Genomic DNA, 18879 nt, shown 5'->3' on the forward strand with positions numbered 1-18879 from the left:
ACCCGTGTCAATACTTCGTAAGACCTCGGTGAACCGGGCGTCCCCGATGTGCGCGCGGACCGCGCCCCCGAGTAATGTCCTCACCTGCACAGACTCATAACGCCCCCTCGACATCGGAGGACCCGTTGTCCCGCTTCGCGCTCATCAAGGCAGTGCTCGGACCGATCATGCGCCTGATGTTCCGCCCACAGGTGGAGGGCGCGGAGAACATCCCCGGGGACGGCCCGGTCATTCTGGCCGGTAATCACCTCACCTTCATCGATTCCATCGTGCTGCCCCTGGTCACCAAGCGGCAGGTGTTCTTCATCGGCAAGGACGAGTACGTCACCGGCAAGGGCCTCAAGGGCCGGCTGATGGCGTGGTTCTTCACGGGCGTCGGCATGATCCCGGTGGACCGGGACGGGGCGAGCGGCGGCGTGGCCGCGCTGATGACGGGCCGGCGGATCCTGGAGGAGGGCCGGATCTTCGGCATCTACCCCGAGGGCACGCGTTCTCCCGACGGGCGGCTGTACCGCGGGCGCACGGGTATCGCGCGGCTGACGCTGATGACCGGTGCGCCGGTCGTTCCCTTCGCCATGATCGGCACGGACAAGCTCCAGCCGGGCGGCCGTGGCATCCCGCGGCCCGGCCGGGTCACCGTCCGCTTCGGCGAGCCCCTGGAGTTCTCGCGCTACGAGGGCATGGACCGGGACCGGTACGTGCTGCGGGCGGTGACCGACTCCGTGATGGCGGAGGTCATGCGGCTGTCGGGCCAGGAGTACGTGGACATGTACGCCACGAAGGCGAAGGCCGCCTAGCGCCATCCGACGGACGGGCGCCGCATACGCGTCCGTCCGCCTGCCGGTGGAATCTACCGGCGACACATCGGGCATTCGGCCGTATGCAAGCGGCCGTATGACCACACAACATGTCTGATTCAGACATGTACAAACCTTCTCGGCGCACTCTGCTCCGCACCCCGATCGCCGCCGCCGGCGCGGGATTCCTGGCAGCCTGCACCAGCTCCGGTTCCGAGCCCAGCTCCGGTCCCGAGCCCGGTTCCGGCCCCCAACGCGCGAGCGGTGGGGAGAAGTTCGTCCCGGACGGGCCCAAGGGATTCGTCAACCCCTCGGATCCGGAGGTCCTCGCAGCCGAGCGGAAACGCGGGTCCGGCCGCGCCCGCACCGTCAGCTTCACCGCGGCCGAGGCCGAGCTGGACCTGGGTGGGCGGACGGTGCGCACATGGGCGTACAACGAGGAGGTACCGGGCCCGCTGGTGCGGGTCACCGCCGGCGAGGTGCTCGACCTGACGCTCGCCAACCGCCTGCCCGCCACGACCACGCTGCACTCGCACGGGGTCCGGCTGCGCTGTGACATGGACGGCGTGCCGGACCTGACCCAGCGGGCCATCCACCCCGGCTCCGACTTCCGCTACCGCTTCGCCGTCGAGCACCCGGGAACCTACCTGCTCCACTCCCACGTCGGGATGCAGCCCGACCGGGCCCTGTACGCGCCGCTCGTCGTCGACGATCCCAGGGAACCCCTCTCCTACGACAAGGAGTGGGTCGTGGTGCTGGACGACTGGCTCGACGGCGTCGAGGGCTCCACCCCCGAGCAGGTGCTGAGCCAGCTCAAGCCCGGCGGCTCCATGGACATGGGGGGCATGGCCATGGGTCCCGGCCACGGCAGCCCGAGCCCCGGCCGGTCGGCGAGCGCGCGTCCGTCGCCGTCCAGGAAGTCCATGGGCCCCGACCGGGTGCTGCACAAGTCCCACAGCCGCATGCTCCACGGGGACGGCGGCAGCGTCGCCTACCCGCACTACCTGGTCAACGGACGCCTGCCCGGCGATCCGTCGGTGTTCCGCTGCCGTCCCGGCGACCGCGTGCGGCTGCGCATCATCAACGCCGGTTCCGAGACGGCCTTCAGGGTCGCGCTGGGCGACCACAAGATGACCGTCACGCACACCGACGGCTATCCGGTGCAGCACAAGAGGACCGACGCTCTGCTGGTCGGCATGGCGGAGCGGTACGACGTCCTGATCACCGCGCGGGACGGCGTCTTCCCGCTGGTCGCGCTCCCCGAGGGCAAGAAGGGCAAGGCCCTCGCCGTACTGCGCACCGACAAGGGCACCGGGAACCTTCCCCCGGCCGGCGTCCGCCCGGACGAGCTCGACGGGAAGACCGTCCCCGCGCGCCGTCTGGTGCCCGAGGACTCGGTGGCGCTCGACGACCGTGACCCCGACCGCGAGATGCGCATCAGGATCACCGGCACCATGGAGAAGTTCGACTGGGGGTTCGACCACAAGCCCTACTCCGCGCAGCAGCGCCATGCCGTCCGCGCCGGTGAGCGGGTGCGGCTCACCCTCATCAACGCCACGGACATGTGGCATCCGATGCACCTGCACGGCCACACCTTCTCGCTGACCGGTATCGACTCCGTGGGCGCGCGCAAGGACACCGCGCTCGTGCTGCCGCACCGGAAGCTGGTGATCGACTTCGACGCCGACAATCCGGGGCTGTGGATGCTGCACTGTCACAACCAGTACCACTCGGAGAGCGGGATGATGACGGTGCTGGGGTACAAGCGCTGACGTCAGCGCGCGCCGTCCAACTGCTGTCCCTTCAGCAGGAACCACGCCACCGCCGCTGCCGCCAGCAGGACCGCCGCTCCTGCCGCCGAGGCCAGGTGGAGGCCGTGGACGAAGCTGTCCCGGGCCGCGCCGAGCAGTGCCTCCGCCTGGTGCGCAGGCATGTGCGCCGAGGCCTGCGTCGCCGCGCCCAGGGACTCGTGGGCCTCGGCCGGGGTGCCGGCCGGGCCCGGGAAACCGCGGTAGACGCCGGTCACGATCGAGCCCAGCAGGGCGATGCCCAGGGCCGCGCCGAGTTCGTACGCCGTCTCGGAGACCGCCGAGGCCGCGCCCGCCTGCTCCTTGGGGACGCCGGAGAGGATGACTTCGGCGGTCACCGTGAAGGAGAAGCCCGCGCCGACGCCCACGACCAGCAGGGCGGCGCCGAGGACCGGGTAGGCGGTGGACTGGCCGACGGTCGTCAGGGCGGCCAGGGCGACACCGACCGCGGCCAGTCCGCCCGCGACCACCGTGCGGACCGCGAAGCGCCGGGCGGCGCGGCCCGCGATCAGACCGGCCGCCACCGCGCCGACCGCCGCGGGCAGTTCGGCCAGGCCCGCCTCGAAGGGGCGCCGGTCCTGGACGAGCTGGAGGAACTGGGAGAGGAAGAACACCAGGCCGGACATGCCGAGGACGGTCAGCAGATCGGCGAGGACCGCTCCGCTGAAGCCCCGGCGCCTGAACAGGCGCATGTCCAGCAGCGGCACGGGCATGGTCAGCTGGCGGCGGACGAAGCCGTACAGGGCGGCCGCGCCGAGCAGGCCGGAGCCGAGGGTGATCCCGGTGAATCCGTGGGTGGCGGCCTCCTTGACCGCGTAGACGACGGCGATCATGCCGACGAGCGACAGGGCCACGCTGATCAGGTCCCAGGGGCCCGGGTTCGGGTTGCGGGACTCGGGCAGCGTGCGGATGCCGACCAGGACCAGGACGGCCATCACCGGCAGGTTGATGAGGAAGACCGAGCCCCACCAGAAGTGCTCCAGCAGGAATCCGCCGGCGATGGGGCCGACGGCCGTACCGGCGGAGGCGGTGGCGCCCCAGATGCCGACGGCGATGCTGCGCTCGCGCGGGTCGTGGAAGATGTTGCGGATCAGGGCCAGGGTGGCGGGCATCAGGGTGGCGCCCGCGACGCCGAGCAGCGCCCGGGCCAGGATCATCAGTTCCGGTGTCGTCGCGTAGGCGCCCAGCACGGACAGCGCTCCGAACGCCGTGGCACCGCCCAGCAGGATCCGCTTGCGGCCGATGCGGTCGCCGAGGCTGCCCATGGAGACCAGCAGACCGGCGATGACGAAGGAGTAGACGTCGCCGATCCACAGCAGCTGGGTGCCGGAGGGGTGCAGGTCTTCGCTGATGTAGGGGGTCGCCAGGCCGAGAACGGTGGCGTCGACGGCCACCAGCAGCACGGCCAGGACCAGGACGGAGAGCGCGAGCCAGCGGCCCGGGCGCCTCACCTCCTCGGTCGCGGGTGCCGGCTGCAAGGTGCTGGTCATGATTCCTCTCTTCGTTACGCGTGGGTGCGTCGTGCGCCGCCCAGCAGCAGCTCGACGATCATGTAGGTGAAGTCCTTGGCGGCCACCCGACCTTCGGCCACCGCCCAGGCGCCGGATCCCAGCAGGCCGTAGAGCGCCTCGGTGAGCCAGGCCGGGGTGAGGTCGATGCGGAACTCGCCGGTCTCCTGGCCGCGCCGGAACAGGGCCGTGAGGCGTTCGTCGATGCGCGCCCAGCCCTGGTTCTGCTCCTCGCCCTCGAACAGCTGGTTCTCGGTGTAGAGGAACGCGAGGAGTCCGGCGGCGGGTTCGATCGCGCGGACCAGCCGGTGTACGGCCTCGGCCGCGGGGCCCTCGTCCAGGCGGGCCGTGTCCAGCGCCGCCTCGCACTCCGCGATACCGAGCGCCTCCAGGGCGCGGACGAGCGCGTCACGGCCGGCGAAGTGACGGTGCAGCGTGGCCCGGCTGATCCCGGCGGCCTTGGCGACCTCGTCCATCGTCGCGGTGGCTTTCCGGGTCAGCAGGGCGGCTGCGCTGCGCAGTACGTGGTCACGATCGAGGGCCATGAGACAAAGATAGCCCATGTGAGACATCTTTGTCTCACTGTAGGCACGCATGACTCATACGTGCTGGTCAGAGGTGTGATCGTCAGTGCCAGGGCAGCCGGCCGCGCCGCTCCCAGTAGGTGTGCGGGTCCTCCGCCAGCGTGGCGAGCAGGGTCAGCTGGTCCACGTCGAGGTCGACGGCGGGGGCGTGCAGGTTGGAGACGAGCTGTGGGACCGTCGCGGCGCCCGAGAGGACGACGCCCGCCCACGGCCGGCGCAGGATCCAGGCGAGGGCGACGGCATCGCAGCCGAGTCCCGTCGCGGCGGCCACGTCCTTCAGCGCGTCCGGGGCATGCGGTGCGGCCAGCCGGCCGTTGGCCATGCCCTCCTTGACGATCACGGTGAGCCCGGCGTCGTGGGCCTCGGCGAGGGCGGAGTCGGCCGAGGTCTCCAGGACGTTGTACGTCGACTGCACGGTGCGGAAGAGGGGCGCGCCGTCGACCGTCACGGCGAGCGCGGCGCGGATCGCGTCGGCCTGCGCCGGGCCGCTGGTGGAGAAACCGATGGTCAGGCCACCGGCGGCGGCTTCCGCCAGCCTGGCGTGGAGATCCTTGTCGGTGAGCGCGGGGCTGTCCGGGGTCACCGAGTGGATCTGGTAGAGGTCGAGCCGGTCGCCGAGGAGGGCGTCGGTCTCGGCGCGCTGCCGTTCGTAGGTGGCAAGGCTGTGGTCCTTGACCTCGTGCGTCTCGGCGTCCGCCGACCAGCCGGCCGTGTAGGTGTAGCCCCATTTGCTGCCGACGACCACGTCGTCGATGTCCGGGCGGGCGTTCAGCCAGTCGGAGAGGAACTCCTCCGAACGGCCGTAGGAGCGGGCTACGTCGAAGTAGCGGACGCCCTGGGCGTAGGCGGCGTCGAGGAGTTCGTGGGTGCGGGTGCGGAGGGCTTCGACGCTGCGGTTCTCGCCGAGGTCCTCTTCTCGGCCGAGGTTGATGTAGCCGGGGCGACCGACGGCGGCCAGACCGAGGCCGATGTGACAGGTGGGGGTCGTTGCTGTGGCCAGTCGCGCGAAGGGCATCGCGGGCTCCGTTCGGTCGGCTCCGGTACGGCTCCGACCAACGTAACCCTTGATGACCTTCGGCTCAGAACTCGGCTGGTGCGGTGTTTCGGCGAGTGCGGGTACGTAGGGGCGTCGCGCAGTTCCCCGCGCCCCTTTCGGGGCGCCCCGCTTCAGCTCTTCTTCTTCGCTTCCGCCCACTGGTGCTGGCGTGCCACGTCCGCCTTGACCTCCGTCAGCTGGACGGCGACCGCACTGGGTGCCGTACCGCCTCGGCCGTTGCGGGAGGCGAGGGCGCCGGGGACGTTGAGGACGGACCGCACCTCCGGAGTGAGGTGGGCGGAGATCTTCGCGAACTGCTCGTCCGTGAGGTCGTCCAGCTCCTTGCCCTCGGCCTCGGCGACCTTGACGCACTCTCCCGCGACCTCGTGCGCGACGCGGAACGGCACGCCCTGCTTGACCAGCCACTCGGCGATGTCGGTGGCGAGCGAGAACCCGGCCGGGGCCAGCTCCTCCATGCGCTCGCGGTGGACGGTGAGCGTGGCGATCATGCCGGTGAAGGCGGGGAGCAGCACCTCCAGCTGGTCACAGGAGTCGAAGACCGGCTCCTTGTCCTCCTGAAGGTCGCGGTTGTAGGCGAGGGGCAGGGCCTTCAGGGTCGCGAGGAGACCGGTCAGATTGCCGATCAGGCGGCCCGACTTGCCCCGGGCCAGCTCGGCGATGTCCGGGTTCTTCTTCTGCGGCATGATCGACGAGCCCGTGGAGAAGGCGTCGTGCAGGGTGACGAAGGAGAACTCCTTCGTGTTCCAGATGATGATCTCCTCGGCGATCCGGGAGAGGTTCACGCCGATCATCGCGGTGATGAAGGCGAACTCCGCGACGAAGTCACGGGAGGCCGTGCCGTCGATGGAGTTGCCGGCGCTGCCGTGCTCGAAACCGAGGTCCTCGGCCACCGCCTCCGGGTCCAGGCCGAGCGAGGAACCCGCGAGGGCACCGGAGCCGTACGGCGACACCGCCGTCCGCTCGTCCCACTGGCGCAGCCGCTCGGCGTCCCGGGACAGGGACTGCACATGGGCGAGCACATGGTGGGCGAAGAGCACCGGCTGGGCGTGCTGGAGGTGGGTCCGGCCGGGCATCGCCACGTCCGGGTGGGCCTCGGCCAGGCCGATCAGCGCGTCCTGGAGATCGGCGATCAGCCCGCCGATGATCCGGGCGTGGTCGCGCAGGTACATCCGGAAGAGGGTGGCGACCTGGTCGTTGCGGGACCGGCCGGCGCGGAGCTTGCCGCCGAGGTCGGGGCCGAGGCGCTCCAGGAGGCCGCGCTCCAGGGCCGTGTGGACGTCCTCGTCGGCGATGGTGCCGACGAAGGAGCCGTCGGCCACGTCCGCTTCCAGCCGGTCGAGCCCGGCGAGCATCCGGGTCAGCTCGTCGTCCGTGAGGAGCCCCGCCTTGTTGAGCACGCGCGCGTGGGCGCGCGAACCGGCGATGTCGTAGGGCGCGAGCCGCCAGTCGAAGTGGACGGACGCGGACAGCTTCGCCAGGGCCTCGGCGGGGCCGTCGGCGAAACGGCCGCCCCAGAGCCGTACGTCACCGCTGTTGCTGCTCACTTGCGTGCTCCTCGAAAGCTCTTGATGTGCTGTCAGCCGTGGATGTGCCACCGCCTCCCCACCCTTCCAGGCGGGGAGGCGGCTGTCAGGCTGATGCGGGTGAGGTGACCCGAAGGCCGTACGTGCTCAGACCAGGTCGCGCTTGGCCGCGATCTTCGACGACAGGCTGTAGATGTCGATGAAGCCCTTGGCCGCGGACTGGTCGAACGTGTCGCCCGTGTCGTAGGTCGCGAGGTTGAAGTCGTACAGCGACTCCTCGGAGCGCCGGCCGGTGACGACCGCGCGGCCGCCGTGCAGGGTCATCCGGATGTCGCCGGTGACGTGCTGGTTCGCCTCGTTGATGAAGCCGTCCAGGGCGCGCTTGAGCGGGGAGAACCACTGGCCGTCGTAGACGAGCTCGCCCCAGCGCTGCTCGACCTGCCGCTTGTAGCGGGCCAGCTCGCGCTCGACGGTGACGTTCTCCAGCTCCTGGTGGGCGGTGATCAGGGCGATCGCGCCCGGAGCCTCGTAGACCTCGCGGGACTTGATGCCGACGAGGCGGTCCTCGACCATGTCGATCCGGCCGATGCCCTGGGCGCCGGCGCGCTCGTTGAGCTGCTGGATGGCCTGGAGGACGGTGACGGGCTTGCCGTCGATGGCGACCGGGACGCCCTCCTTGAAGCTGATGATCACCTCGTCGGCGTCGCGCGGGACGGCCGGGTTGGAGGTGTACTCGTAGATGTCCTCGATCGGGGCGTTCCAGATGTCCTCCAGGAAGCCCGTCTCGACCGCGCGCCCGAAGACGTTCTGGTCGATGGAGTACGGGGACTTCTTGGTGGTGGCGATCGGGAGCTGCTTGTCCTCGCAGAAGGCGATCGCCTTGTCCCGGGTCATCGCGTAGTCGCGGACCGGGGCGATGCACTTCAGGTCGGGGGCGAGGGCGACGATGCCGGCCTCGAAGCGGACCTGGTCGTTGCCCTTGCCGGTGCAGCCGTGGGCGACCGTGGTGGCGCCGTGCTTCTTGGCGGCGGAGACCAGGTGCTTGACGATCGTCGGCCGGGACAGGGCGGAGACCAGCGGGTAGCGGTCCATGTAGAGGGCGTTGGCCTTGATCGCCGGGAGGCAGTACTCGTCGGCGAACTCGTCCCTGGCGTCCGCGACCTCGGCCTCGACCGCGCCGCACGCGAGGGCGCGCTTGCGGATGACGTCCAGGTCCTCGCCGCCCTGGCCGACGTCGACCGCAACGGCGATGACCTCGGCGCCCGTCTCCTCGGCGATCCAGCCGATGGCGACGGAGGTGTCCAGACCGCCTGAGTAGGCGAGTACGACGCGCTCGGTCACGGGTTTCTCCTCACAGTGCATTCGCTGACATGCATGAGTATGCAGGGCTCTGCATGTTTCGTCAATCAGCCTCCCGAGTGATCGGAGTTCCGGAGATCGTTGAACGGCGGAAACCGCTTACTCGTACTCCTCCCCGAACGCAGGCGCCGCGTTGCTCAGACCGTGACCAGTCCCGCTCCCGACCCAAGTGAGGCAACCGCATGTCCAGGGCTCTTCCGAAGTACAACCAGCGCCGTGTGGCGGTCATCGGCGGCGCGGCCGCCGTGGTGCTGTCCGGCGCGGTGATCGCCGGCTCGGCCCTCGCCGGCACCCCCGCCAAGAGCACCGACGCGACCGGCGCCCGCACGCTCGCAGCCGGCCCCGGGACGATCACCTGCCCGGACGTCGCCTCGCGGCTGCCGGCCGTACCCGCCTCGGCGAAGGCCGAGGTCGACCGCAACCTCGCCCTGCTCCGGACCCAGATCCAGGAGGCGGACAAGCGGCTGAAGGACACGGTCGGCCAGGGCGGCCCGAACTTCGTCGACAACGCGATCCTCGGCCCCCTCAAGAACAAGCGCGTGGCCACGGTCAACCGCATCGCCACGGCGATCGGGCGTACGGCGGCCAAGCCGACCGGGCTGGACGCGCTCGCGCCCTGCACGCTGAACACGGGCGGTGACGCGGGCGGCAACGCGAACGCGGGCGGCGGCCAGGCGGCTCCCGGTGCCACCGCGAGCGGCGCGGCGAACCAGCAGCCGGGCGGCGGCGCGGCGGCGGGCGGAAAGACCGCGGCGGGCACGATCACCTGCCCGGACGTCGCCTCCCGGCTGCCCGCCGTGCCCGCCCCGGCGAAGGCCGAGGTCGACCGCAACCTCGCCCTGCTCCGGACCCAGATCCAGGAGGCGAACAAGCGGCTGAAGGACACGGTCGGCCAGGGCGGCCCGAACTTCGTCGACAACGCGATCCTCGGCCCCCTCAAGGACAAGCGCGTCTCGACCATCGACCGCATCGCCATCGCCATCGGCCGCACCTCCGCCAAGCCGGCGGGTCTGGACTCGCTGGCCGCCTGCACCCTCACGAAGTGAGGTGACGGGCAGTCGTGGCCGCCCCCGGGGACGCGCAGGCCGGTCGCCGTCCACGGGGCGGCCACGGCAGATCCGGAGCAACCGGATCCGGCAATTACTCAGACAGCCGAAGAAATCCCCCCGATAATCGTTAGACATGGGAAAGACCTATGAGCGCATAGACGGCAGGCTGCGCACGTTCATCGAGGAACAGCCCCTCTTCTTCACCGCGACCGCCCCGCTCTCCGGCGACGGAACGGTCAACCTCTCCCCCAAGGGCCTCAAGGGCTCGTTCGTCGTGCTGGACGAACGCACCGTGGCCTACCTTGACTTCGCCGGGTCCAACGCCGAGACGATCGCACACCTCAGGGAGAACGGGCGGATCACCCTCATGTGGTGTGCCTTCCAGGGCCCGCCGAACATCGTGCGCGTGCACGGCCGGGGCGAGCCGGTCTTCCGTGACGACCCGCGCTTTTCCGAACTGCTCCGCCGCTTCCCGGACATCGACCCGGACCCGCACGGCCTGCGCGCGATCATCGTCGTGCACGCCGAACTGGTCCGGGACACCTGCGGGTACGCCGTCCCCCGCATGGCGTACGAAGAGGACCGTGACCTGCACGCCAAGCGCTTCGCCCGCGAGGACGACGCGTCGCTGAACGCGTACTTCACGAAGAAGGAGCACATCGCGACGAGCCTGGACGGACTACCCGGGCTGCCGTTGCCGCTGCCGCCGTCTACCGTCTGAGCCATGCACCCCGGTGTGGTCCTCGCCCTCGCCTCCGTCTCCTGTCTCGCCCTGCTCGGTGCCGCGCCCGAACCCGGCCCGGCGCCGCTGCCGGCGCGGATGGCGGACACCGGCGGCGGCAGCCAGCTGATCGTCGCCCAGGCCCCGGGCACCGGCGCCACGACGGGGACGGTCAGCTGGTGGGACCTGCGGGACGGCCGGTGGGTCCAGGCCGGTTCGGCACCGGCCCGGTTCGGGGCGGGCGGACTGGTGGAGGGCGGCACCCGCAAGCAGGACACGAACACCACGCCGACCGGCCTGTACGACCTCCCCTTCGGCTTCGGGATCAAGGCCGCGCCGGCCGGGACGGCCGTCGAGTACCGGACCGTCGAGGAGAGTTCCTGGTGGTGCCAGGACAACGACTCCCGCTCGTACAACCGTTGGGTCGACCCGCTGCCCGCCGACTGCCGTGCCGCCGAGTCCGAGCATCTCGTCGACTTCCAGGAGCAGTACGCGTACGGCCTGGTCATCGGCTTCAACTACGACCGGCCCGTGCGGGGGCGCGGGGCGGGGATCTTCCTGCACGTCAACGGGCCGGCCGCGACGGCCGGTTGCGTGTCGGTGCCGGAGACCGACATGCGGCGGATCCTGCTGTGGGCGGTGCCCGGGAAGAAGCCGCACATGGCCATCGGCACGGTGGACGGGGCCACGGCGGTCACTCGGTACTGACGGTGCCGTGCGCGGTCCTCGCGGACGCCGGGGCCGTCGTCGTGGACCGAGAGGCGGGCCGTTCCCGCCTCGGTCTGCAGGGTCACCCGACACCGTGTCGGGAGCCACCTGCACCAGTGACGGCTATCGCCAGTCACGTCAGTCCGCCCTCGACTCGGCGGCCCTCTGAACACTCGGCGCACCCGGCACGTATCTGTGGGCCAAGGGTCAAGTCCCCCCGGAGGAACCGTGACCACCACGCTCGCAGGCGGACGTGCCGCCCGCCGACAGACGATGCGCCGCATCCGCCCGCGCCGCTCCCCGGCCGTCCCGCTGCTGCTCGCCGTCTGGGCGGGCGCGGTGGCCGTGCTGTGGCTGTGGTGGCAGCACACCCCCTCCATCGCCGACGACACCGGCCGGATCCTGGGCGCGGGCCGGATCACCGGCCTGCTGGCCGGCTATCTGATGGCGCTGGTCGTGCTCCAGATGGCGCGCGTCCCGGCGCTGGAGCGGCGGGTCGGCTCCGACCGGGTGGCCCGCTGGCACGCGATGAGCGGCCGGTACACGCTGTGCCTGGTCGTGGCGCACGTCTTCCTCACCATGTGGGGGTACGCGCGCCAGGCGGGCAGGTCGCTCGGCGACATCGTCCGGCAGACGACCGACTCCATCGACCAGCTGCCGGACATGGGCAAGGCCGCCATCGGCACGGGACTGTTCGTGGTCATCGGCCTGACGTCGATCGGCGGGATCCGCCGCCGGCTGCCGTACGACGCCTGGTACCACGTCCACCTGCTGACGTACGCGGCGGTGTTCCTGACGTTCTGGCACCAGATCAGCACCGGCAACGAGTTCGCGGTGGAGCCCACCGCCAAGACCTTCTGGTACGGCCTGTACGGCGTGGTCACCGCGCTGGTGGTCTGGTACCGGATCCTCACCCCGATCCGGCTGAACCTGCGGCACCGCATGCGGGTGGAGGCGGTGATCGAGGAGACGCCGGGGATCGTGTCGGTGCTGATCGGCGGGCGGAAGCTGCACCGGATGGGCGCGGAGGCGGGCCAGTTCTTCCGGTGGCGGTTCCTCGCCCCGGGGATGCGCTTCAGCTCGCACCCGTACTCCCTCTCGGCGGCCCCCCGCCCCGACATGCTGCGGATCACGGTGAAGGCGATCGGCGACCACAGCAGCCGGCTGCGGGAGCTGACGCCCGGTACGAAGGTGTGGGCGGAGGGCCCGTACGGCGCGCTCACCGCGCAGCGGCGCAGCCGGGGCAAGGTGCTGCTGGTGGCGGGCGGGGTCGGTATCACGCCGATGCGCGCGCTGTTCGAGACGCTGCCCGGGGCCGCCGGGGACATCACGCTCCTCTACCGGGCCAACACCACCCAGGACCTCGCCCTGTGGGACGAGCTGGCGGCGATCGCCGAGGAGCGGGGCGCCCGGCTGATGTACGCGGTGAACAGCCCGGAGGGCGAGCGGCCGGACATCTCCGCGGAGAATCTCCGGCGGAAGGTCCCGGACATCGAGTCGCATGACGTGTTCATGTGCGGTCCGCCCGGGTTCGCGCAGTCGGTGTACGAGGCCCTGCGCGAGGCGGGGGTGCCGGCCCGCCGTATCCACCACGAGTCGTTCGAGATGTGAGCGGAGCTGCGAAGCGATGAGGAAGAGCCACCCCGTTCGGCGGGTCGTGCTGGCCACCGCCGCGACCGTGTCCGGAGTCGTGCTGATGCTGTCGTTGAAGCCGGCGTCGGATCCGGCCGCCGCGTCGGCGGCGGGCGTAGCCCCGCAGCAGACGGCGGCGGGGCAGGAGTCGCCGCAGGGCGGCGCCCAGGCCGCGGCCGGCTCCGGCACGGTGACCGGTGACGCGGCGCAGACGCAGTACGGGGCCGTGCAGGTACGGCTGACCGTCAACGGCGGGAAGATCACCGGGGCGGAGGCGGTCCAGGCGCCCAAGGGCGGCCTCAGCGACCAGAAGACACAACTCGCCGTCCCCAAGCTCAACCAGGAGGCGGTGGCCGCGCAGAGCGCCGACATCGACGCCGTGTCCGGAGCCACCTACACGAGCGAGGGGTACCGGAAGTCGCTCCAGTCGGCGCTGGACAAGATGAAGCCGGCGTCCGGGGGTTCGTCCGGTTCCGCGCAGGCCCGCACGGTCACCGGGAAGGCCGTACGGACCCAGTACGGGCCGGTCCAGGTGCGGGTCACGCTCAGCGGCGGGAAGATCACCGAGGCGGAGGCGGTCCAGGCCCCGAAGGGCGGCCTCAGCGACCAGAAGACACAGCTCGCCGTCCCCAAGCTCAACCAGGAGGCGGTGGCCGCGCAGAGCGCCGACATCGACGCCGTGTCCGGAGCCACCTACACCAGCACCGGCTATCGGCAGTCCCTCCAGTCGGCGCTGGACCAGGCCGGTGGCTGACGCGGTGGCCGAGCAGGCGCAGACGCCCGGGGTGCGTCATGCGGAGGAGGTCATGGGGACGGTCTTCTCCTTCGACGTCCGCGGCGGGGAACCGGGCGCGGTACGGGCGGCCCTCGCCGAGGCCGTCGCCGGGCTGCACCGGGCGGACGCGGTCTTCAGCACGTACCGCGAGGACAGCGAGGTGTCGCGGCTGGCCCGGGGCGAGCTGAGCGTGGCGGGGTGCGCTCCGGAGGTGGCCGAGGTGCTGGAGCTGGCGGCCGAGGCGGAGCGGGTGAGCGAGGGGTGGTTCAGCACCCGCTACCAGGGCTCGCCGGATCCCACCGGCATCGTCAAGGGGTGGGCTGCCGAGCGGGCGGCGCGGGCACTGGCGGAGGTGGCCGGGGTGCGCGGGGTGAGCGTCAACGGGGGCGGGGACGTCCAGCTGCTCGGCGTGCCGGAGCCGCAGCGGGCGTGGCGGGTGGGGGTGGCCGATCCGCTCCGGCCCGGCGGGCTGGCCGCGGTGATCTCGGCGGCCGGCGTGCCGGAGCTGGCGGTGGCCACCTCCGGTACGGCGGAGCGGGGGGCGCACATCGTGGATCCGCGCACGGGTCGGCCGGCGGTGACGGACCTGGTGGCGGTGACGGTGGTGGGACCCGGGCTGACCTGGGTGGACTGCTGGGCCACGGCGGCGTTCGCGATGGGCTCGCGGGCGGGGCTCGCCTGGCTGGAGTCGCTGCCGGACGTGGAGGGGCTGCTGATCACCGCGGGGGACGAGGTGCGGTGCACCGGAGGGCTGGCCGCGCGTCTGGGCTGAACACCGCCGGATGTATCGAACAGGCCGCCCGAATCACCGGAAGACGCCGTCGGAATCGCCGGAAAAAACGGTGTCTCGCGCTTTTTTCGCCGGATCGCCATCCGATGCCCGTCCTGAGACGTATCCCGTGTGAGGCAAGTTTCAGGAGGCACCGCATGGCGATCTTCAGCAGCCTGCTGCCGGCGAAGCACCGCAACCGCGACGGCGACACGTCGTCCCGGCACGACAGCAGCCGGCACGGGCACCGTCACGACCACGGCCGGCGCCACGGGCACGACCACGGCCACGACCGCGGCGGCAGCGACGGCCACGACCGCTACTGACCGCACGAGGCTGAGCGGACCGGAGACAGGAGGCCCCGGTCCGCTTCACCCCCGGTCCGCTTCCCCCGTACCCGAGGAACGCATCCCATGGCGCACGTCCTGCGGCGTCTGCTGTCGGTGGGCGAGACCTCCGACGCCGTGGTCGAGGCCGCGCCTCCGGTGCCCCCGCGCGAGGTGTTCCGGCGGTTCTGGCCGTACACGCGCGGCGGCCGGCGGTGGCTCGTGCCGCTCGCGCTGCTCGGCCTGGCCGGGCCCGCCGTCGACGCCGCGGAGATCTGGCTCTTCAAGATCGTGGTCGACGATGTCCTCGTCCCGCGGGACCTCGGCCCCTTCCTGTGGATCGCGCCCGCCTATCTGGGGCTGATCGTCTGCTCCGGCGTGCTGGCCTTCGCCGACGGCCTGACGTCCACCTGGGTCGGTGAGCGTTTCCTGCTCGCCCTGCGCTCCGCCGTGTTCCGGCACGTCCAGGGGCTGTCGCTCGGCTTCTTCGAGCGCCGGCGGCTCGGGGACGTGCTGTCCCGGGTCACGGGCGATGTCGACGCGGTGGAGACGTTCCTCCTCTCCGGCCTGGCGGACGCCCTCTACTACCTGATCCGCCTGGCCGTCTTCCTCGGCCTGCTGTTCTACCTGAGCTGGGACCTGACCGTGCTCGCCCTGATCATCGTGCCCCTGTTCTGGGGCGCCGCCCGGCACTTCTCGCGGCTGGTCAAGGACGCGGCGCGGGAGCGCAGGCGCCGCAGCGGCGCGCTCAGCGCCATCGCCGAGGAGTCGCTGGGCAACGTGGCCCTGGTGCAGGCGTACAACCGGCAGGCGTGGGAGGAGCGCCGTTTCGAGCGGGAGAACGTCGGCCGGTTCCGGGCGGCGATGGCCTCGGCGCGCATCCGGGGCGTCTACGGACCCGTGGTCGAGATCATCGAGGTGGCCGGTGGTCTCGCAGTGATGGGCCTGGGCACGTGGAAGCTGGCCCAGGGGCAGCTCACCCTCGGCGGGCTGCTGGTCTTCCTCGCCTTGATCGGCAAGCTGTACAGCCCGGTCCGTGGCCTGTCCCGCCTCGGCACCACCTTCTACGCGGCCTCCGCCTCGGCGGAGCGGATCATCGAGCTGCTCGACCAGCGGCCCCAGGTGGCCGAGGCCCCGGACGCGCGGCGGATTCGCCGCGCGCGGGGTGCCGTGGAGTTCGACGGCGTGTGGTTCCGCTATCCGGGCAGCCCGTCCTGGGCCCTGTCCGAGGTGTCCTTCCAGGTGGCACCCGGGGAGACCCTGGCGCTGGTCGGGGCGAGCGGGGCGGGCAAGTCGACGGTCGCCAAGCTGCAGCTGCGCTTCTACGACCCCGACCGGGGGACGGTCCGCCTCGACGGCACCGACCTGCGCGAACTCGCCCTGTCCGACCTGCGGGAGAGCGTCGCGGTGGTGCTCCAGGAAACCCTCGTCTTCCACGGCACCGTGCGGGACAACATCGCCTACGGCCGGCCGGGGGCCACGGACGCGGACATCGTGGCGGCGGCACGCGCGGCGGACGCGCACGAGTTCGTGGAGCGGCTCCCGGAGGGCTACGACACCATGGTCGGCCAGCGCGGCCGGACGCTCTCCGGCGGACAGTGCCAGCGCCTGGCGATCGCCCGCGCGATGATCAGGGACGCACCCGTGCTCCTCCTGGACGAGCCCACCGCCGGGCTGGACGTGCGGTCGGGCCGGCGCGTCATGGACCCGCTGCGCCGGCTCATGGCCGGGCGGACGACCCTCGTCATCTCCCACAACCTGCTGACCGTCCGCGACGCCACGCGCATCGTGGTGCTCGACCACGGCCGGGTCGTGGAGAACGGCGCCCACGACGACCTGCTCGGGCAGGGCGGGACGTACGCCGGGCTGCACCGGCTGAGCGCGGGGGCGGTGCCGTCGTGAGCGGCACCGTGCGCCAGGCCCTCCCCCTGGCCCCGGGCACCCGGCCGGTCCCGGGCTACGAGATCCTGGCACCCCTCACCCGCACCGGCTGGCTCGACGTCTACGACGCCTGGAGCGAGGAACGGGACTGCCGGTGCGTGATCAAGGTGGTGCGCCCCGACCGCCGCGGCGAGGAGCGGCTGGGCGAGCGGCTGCTGCGGGAGGGCCACTGGCTGCGGGACTTCACCCACCCCCACCTGGTCCGCGCCTACGACGTCTTCGCCTCGCCCGAACCGCTGGTCGTCCTGGAGACGCTGACCGGTGAGACTCTGTCCCACCTGCTCCACCGGCTGCGGCGCCGGCCGTCCGCGACCGACGTGGCACTGCTCGGCGTGCACCTGTGTTCCGCCGTCCACTATCTGCACGGCCGGGGCCTGCTGCACCTGGATCTCAAGCCGTCGAACGTGGTGGTGGACTGCGGCCGCGCGAAGGTGCTGGACCTGAGCGTCGCACGGCCTCCGGGACCCGCCCCGGCGGGGGTGGGCACCTGCTGCTACCTCGCCCCGGAGCAGGCCCGCGGCGGGACGCTCACGGCCGCGGCCGACGTGTGGGGCATCGGCGTCACACTGTTCGAGACCGCCTGCGGTGCCGTGCCGTTCGGCTGCGGCGGGACCGGCGGGAGCACTGCGGAGCCGTACACCGGCCACGACCACAGCGGGACCGGCACCGGTGACCCGGCCGGCCGCGCCCGGCGGCTGGAACGGGGCGCCCCGCCCCTCGGGTCCCGGCGGCGGCTGCCGCCCGCGCTCGCCGCCGCCGTGGACGGCTGTCTGCGAGCCGATGCGTCGGCCCGGCCCACCGTCCGCGAACTGGCCGCCGCCCTGGAGGCGGCGCTGCCCGTCCCGCTCCGCCGTGCCTGAGGCGGCGGTTCACGCCTCCTCGGGGGTCAGGACCCGGCCCTCGTGCAGGTGGGCGGTGGCGAGGGCGGAGCCGTCGGGGGACGTCAGGCTGGCGCCGTCGATGCGGGTGAGGTCGACGGGGACCGCCACGCCCCAGTCGCCGCGTCCGGCGCGCAGGCGGAAGTCGCCGACGCGGACGGTCGAGCCGTCGCCGCGCTCCAGGAGGCAGGTGACCGTGCCGGTGTAGGAGGTGCCGGGCCCGGTGAGGGCGACGGACACGAAGATCCACCCGGGGCTGCCGGGGTGGGCGTAGACCTCGCCGACGGGCTGCCCGCCGCCACCGGCCGGCATCATGTCGCCGACCAGCACGGGCTCGGACTCGACGGCGGGCGGCGGGGAGGCGGTGACCTCCTCGACGGCGGTGCCGACCGCCCAGCCGGCGAAGCCGACGGCGACGGCGAGCGTGGCGCCGGCCGCGGCGACCCGCAGCCGGGCCCGCCGGGCGCGGCTGCGCAGGCCCTGCGGCGGGCGGCCGGCGGCGCGGGCGGGCCCGTGTCCTTCGGGCGCCGCCGCCTGCTGGGCCAGCCTGCGCGCCACCCGGATCTCGAAGCCGGGCGGTGGCTCGCCGGCCGGCAACAGGCCGATCAGCCGGTCGCCGACCAGGGTCAGTTGCCGGACGTACTCCCGGCAGTCCGCGCACCGGTCCAGATGGGCGACCGCCTCGGCCCGCTCCCGGCCGGGCAGCACGCCCAGCGCCAGCTCGGCGCCGATCGTGCGCAGCTGCTCGCAGTTCGCGTCACCGGACATGGTCGCCTCCCTCGGGAGACACGGCCATGGCGCGCAGTTTCGCCATCGCCGCCCTGATCCGCGTCTTGGCGGTGCCCAGCGGGATCCGCTCCGCGTCGGCGACCTGCTGGGCCGTCATGCCGTAGACGCCCGCCATCATCAGGGCCCGGGCCTGTTCCCGCGGCAGCCGTGCCAGGGCGGCCCGGAGCTGGGCGGAGGCCTCGTCGGCCAGCGCCCAGTCCTCGGGGGTCTCGGTGACGACTCCGAGGAGGCCCTCCAGGTCCTCGGGTGCCATCGGCTCCGTCCGCCGCGCACGGACTGCGTCGATGGCGAGGTTGTGCGCGATGATCGTCAGCCAGGTCATGACCGAGCCGCGGCGCGGGTCGTAGATCTGGGCATGCCGCCAGGCGCGCTCGAACGTCTGCTGGGCGATGTCCTCGGCGAGCTGCTGGTCGCCGGTGACGGCCATGGCCACACCGAAGACCCGGTGCTGGAACCTCCGGACGAAGAGCACGGCGAGCTCCGGATCACCGGTGGCCAGCCCGGAGAGCAGCGCCTCGTCCGGGAGGCGGCCGACGGGGAACCGGAAGCCCGACACACCTCTGTATACGTTCGACGGCCGCCAGGGGATTGCCCGCCCGCCTGGCCGCTCGCCGCGGAAGATCACACAGCTATTCTCCGTCGGCGGGCCGGGACC

At 72.1% G+C, this 18879-nt stretch carries 18 protein-coding genes; 11 read left to right on the forward strand and 7 right to left on the reverse strand.

Annotated elements, in window-relative coordinates:
* Positions 1-74 precede the first annotated feature (74 nt).
* Positions 75-797 (forward strand): lysophospholipid acyltransferase family protein, encoded by a 723-nt coding sequence (locus ACZ7DL_RS14480; protein WP_470774344.1) that lies wholly within the window; start codon positions 75-77, stop codon positions 795-797.
* Between the two features lie 125 nt (positions 798-922).
* Positions 923-2569, forward strand: coding sequence for a multicopper oxidase family protein (locus tag ACZ7DL_RS14485; RefSeq protein WP_470774345.1), 1647 nt, complete (start codon positions 923-925; stop codon positions 2567-2569).
* Positions 2570-2571: 2 nt separating this feature from the next.
* On the opposite strand, the gene ACZ7DL_RS14490 is transcribed toward ACZ7DL_RS14485, so the two are convergent.
* The 5 genes from ACZ7DL_RS14490 to ACZ7DL_RS14510 form a co-directional block, all read right to left on the reverse strand.
* Positions 2572-4095 (reverse strand): MFS transporter, encoded by a 1524-nt coding sequence (locus ACZ7DL_RS14490; protein ID WP_470774346.1) that lies wholly within the window; start codon positions 4093-4095, stop codon positions 2572-2574.
* 14 nt (positions 4096-4109) lie between these two features.
* Positions 4110-4658 carry a TetR/AcrR family transcriptional regulator gene (locus tag ACZ7DL_RS14495; protein WP_470774347.1) on the reverse strand — a complete coding sequence of 183 codons (549 nt, stop codon included), beginning with the start codon at positions 4656-4658 and terminating at the stop codon, positions 4110-4112.
* 82 nt (positions 4659-4740) lie between these two features.
* Complete coding sequence (locus tag ACZ7DL_RS14500) at positions 4741-5712, reverse strand: aldo/keto reductase (protein WP_470774348.1); 972 nt, start codon at positions 5710-5712, stop codon at positions 4741-4743.
* A 152-nt stretch (positions 5713-5864) separates the two neighbouring features.
* The gene (argH, locus tag ACZ7DL_RS14505) at positions 5865-7298 is read right to left on the reverse strand and encodes an argininosuccinate lyase (protein ID WP_470774350.1); all 1434 of its coding nucleotides are present in this window, start codon (positions 7296-7298) and stop codon (positions 5865-5867) included.
* A gap of 126 nt (positions 7299-7424) precedes the next feature.
* Complete coding sequence (locus ACZ7DL_RS14510; protein WP_470774351.1) at positions 7425-8618, reverse strand: argininosuccinate synthase; 1194 nt, start codon at positions 8616-8618, stop codon at positions 7425-7427.
* Positions 8619-8818: 200 nt separating this feature from the next.
* Here ACZ7DL_RS14510 and ACZ7DL_RS14515 point away from each other — a divergent pair, with 200 nt between their 5' ends.
* From ACZ7DL_RS14515 to ACZ7DL_RS14555, 9 genes are all read left to right on the forward strand, one after another.
* Positions 8819-9682: a hypothetical protein gene (locus tag ACZ7DL_RS14515; RefSeq protein ID WP_470774352.1), complete on the forward strand. Its 864-nt coding sequence runs from the start codon at positions 8819-8821 to the stop codon at positions 9680-9682.
* 136 nt (positions 9683-9818) lie between these two features.
* Positions 9819-10406 (forward strand): pyridoxamine 5'-phosphate oxidase family protein, encoded by a 588-nt coding sequence (locus ACZ7DL_RS14520; protein ID WP_470774354.1) that lies wholly within the window; start codon positions 9819-9821, stop codon positions 10404-10406.
* A gap of 3 nt (positions 10407-10409) precedes the next feature.
* Entirely contained in the window at positions 10410-11114 is a 705-nt protein-coding gene (locus ACZ7DL_RS14525) for a L,D-transpeptidase family protein (protein WP_470774355.1), read from the forward strand.
* 228 nt (positions 11115-11342) lie between these two features.
* Positions 11343-12725: a ferredoxin reductase family protein gene (locus ACZ7DL_RS14530; RefSeq protein ID WP_470774357.1), complete on the forward strand. Its 1383-nt coding sequence runs from the start codon at positions 11343-11345 to the stop codon at positions 12723-12725.
* A gap of 16 nt (positions 12726-12741) precedes the next feature.
* Positions 12742-13500: an FMN-binding protein gene (locus ACZ7DL_RS14535; RefSeq protein WP_470774358.1), complete on the forward strand. Its 759-nt coding sequence runs from the start codon at positions 12742-12744 to the stop codon at positions 13498-13500.
* 52 nt (positions 13501-13552) lie between these two features.
* Positions 13553-14293, forward strand: coding sequence for an FAD:protein FMN transferase (locus ACZ7DL_RS14540; RefSeq protein WP_470774577.1), 741 nt, complete (start codon positions 13553-13555; stop codon positions 14291-14293).
* A 155-nt stretch (positions 14294-14448) separates the two neighbouring features.
* The gene (locus tag ACZ7DL_RS14545) at positions 14449-14616 is read left to right on the forward strand and encodes a hypothetical protein (RefSeq protein WP_470774359.1); all 168 of its coding nucleotides are present in this window, start codon (positions 14449-14451) and stop codon (positions 14614-14616) included.
* Positions 14617-14703: 87 nt separating this feature from the next.
* Positions 14704-16518, forward strand: a complete 1815-nt coding sequence (locus tag ACZ7DL_RS14550; protein WP_470774361.1) for an ABC transporter ATP-binding protein — start codon at positions 14704-14706, stop codon at positions 16516-16518.
* Positions 16515-17417, forward strand: coding sequence for a serine/threonine-protein kinase (locus ACZ7DL_RS14555; RefSeq protein ID WP_470774363.1), 903 nt, complete (start codon positions 16515-16517; stop codon positions 17415-17417). Before ACZ7DL_RS14550 ends, ACZ7DL_RS14555 begins: the two co-directional genes overlap by 4 nt.
* Positions 17418-17426: 9 nt before the next feature.
* On the opposite strand, the gene ACZ7DL_RS14560 is transcribed toward ACZ7DL_RS14555, so the two are convergent.
* Both ACZ7DL_RS14560 and ACZ7DL_RS14565 read right to left on the reverse strand, forming a co-directional pair.
* Positions 17427-18203, reverse strand: coding sequence for a hypothetical protein (locus tag ACZ7DL_RS14560; RefSeq protein WP_470774364.1), 777 nt, complete (start codon positions 18201-18203; stop codon positions 17427-17429).
* Positions 18193-18780, reverse strand: coding sequence for an RNA polymerase sigma factor (locus tag ACZ7DL_RS14565; RefSeq protein WP_470774365.1), 588 nt, complete (start codon positions 18778-18780; stop codon positions 18193-18195). Before ACZ7DL_RS14565 ends, ACZ7DL_RS14560 begins: the two co-directional genes overlap by 11 nt.
* Positions 18781-18879 lie beyond the last annotated feature (99 nt).

The organism is Streptomyces sp. NPDC036984 (assembly GCF_055607665.1).

What these genes read in the sequence shown, in the direction of transcription:
- ACZ7DL_RS14480 (WP_470774344.1), top strand. Translation starts at nt 75, where the DNA reads ATGTCCTCACCTGCACAGACTCATAACGCCCCCTCGACATCGGAGGAC.
- ACZ7DL_RS14485 (WP_470774345.1), top strand. Translation starts at nt 923, where the DNA reads ATGTACAAACCTTCTCGGCGCACTCTGCTCCGCACCCCGATCGCCGCC.
- ACZ7DL_RS14490 (WP_470774346.1), bottom strand. Translation starts at nt 4,095, where the DNA reads ATGACCAGCACCTTGCAGCCGGCACCCGCGACCGAGGAGGTGAGGCGC.
- ACZ7DL_RS14495 (WP_470774347.1), bottom strand. Translation starts at nt 4,658, where the DNA reads ATGGCCCTCGATCGTGACCACGTACTGCGCAGCGCAGCCGCCCTGCTG.
- ACZ7DL_RS14500 (WP_470774348.1), bottom strand. Translation starts at nt 5,712, where the DNA reads ATGCCCTTCGCGCGACTGGCCACAGCAACGACCCCCACCTGTCACATC.
- ACZ7DL_RS14515 (WP_470774352.1), top strand. Translation starts at nt 8,819, where the DNA reads ATGTCCAGGGCTCTTCCGAAGTACAACCAGCGCCGTGTGGCGGTCATC.
- ACZ7DL_RS14520 (WP_470774354.1), top strand. Translation starts at nt 9,819, where the DNA reads ATGGGAAAGACCTATGAGCGCATAGACGGCAGGCTGCGCACGTTCATC.
- ACZ7DL_RS14525 (WP_470774355.1), top strand. Translation starts at nt 10,410, where the DNA reads ATGCACCCCGGTGTGGTCCTCGCCCTCGCCTCCGTCTCCTGTCTCGCC.
- ACZ7DL_RS14535 (WP_470774358.1), top strand. Translation starts at nt 12,742, where the DNA reads ATGAGGAAGAGCCACCCCGTTCGGCGGGTCGTGCTGGCCACCGCCGCG.
- ACZ7DL_RS14540 (WP_470774577.1), top strand. Translation starts at nt 13,553, where the DNA reads ATGGGGACGGTCTTCTCCTTCGACGTCCGCGGCGGGGAACCGGGCGCG.
- ACZ7DL_RS14545 (WP_470774359.1), top strand. Translation starts at nt 14,449, where the DNA reads ATGGCGATCTTCAGCAGCCTGCTGCCGGCGAAGCACCGCAACCGCGAC.
- ACZ7DL_RS14550 (WP_470774361.1), top strand. Translation starts at nt 14,704, where the DNA reads ATGGCGCACGTCCTGCGGCGTCTGCTGTCGGTGGGCGAGACCTCCGAC.
- ACZ7DL_RS14560 (WP_470774364.1), bottom strand. Translation starts at nt 18,203, where the DNA reads ATGTCCGGTGACGCGAACTGCGAGCAGCTGCGCACGATCGGCGCCGAG.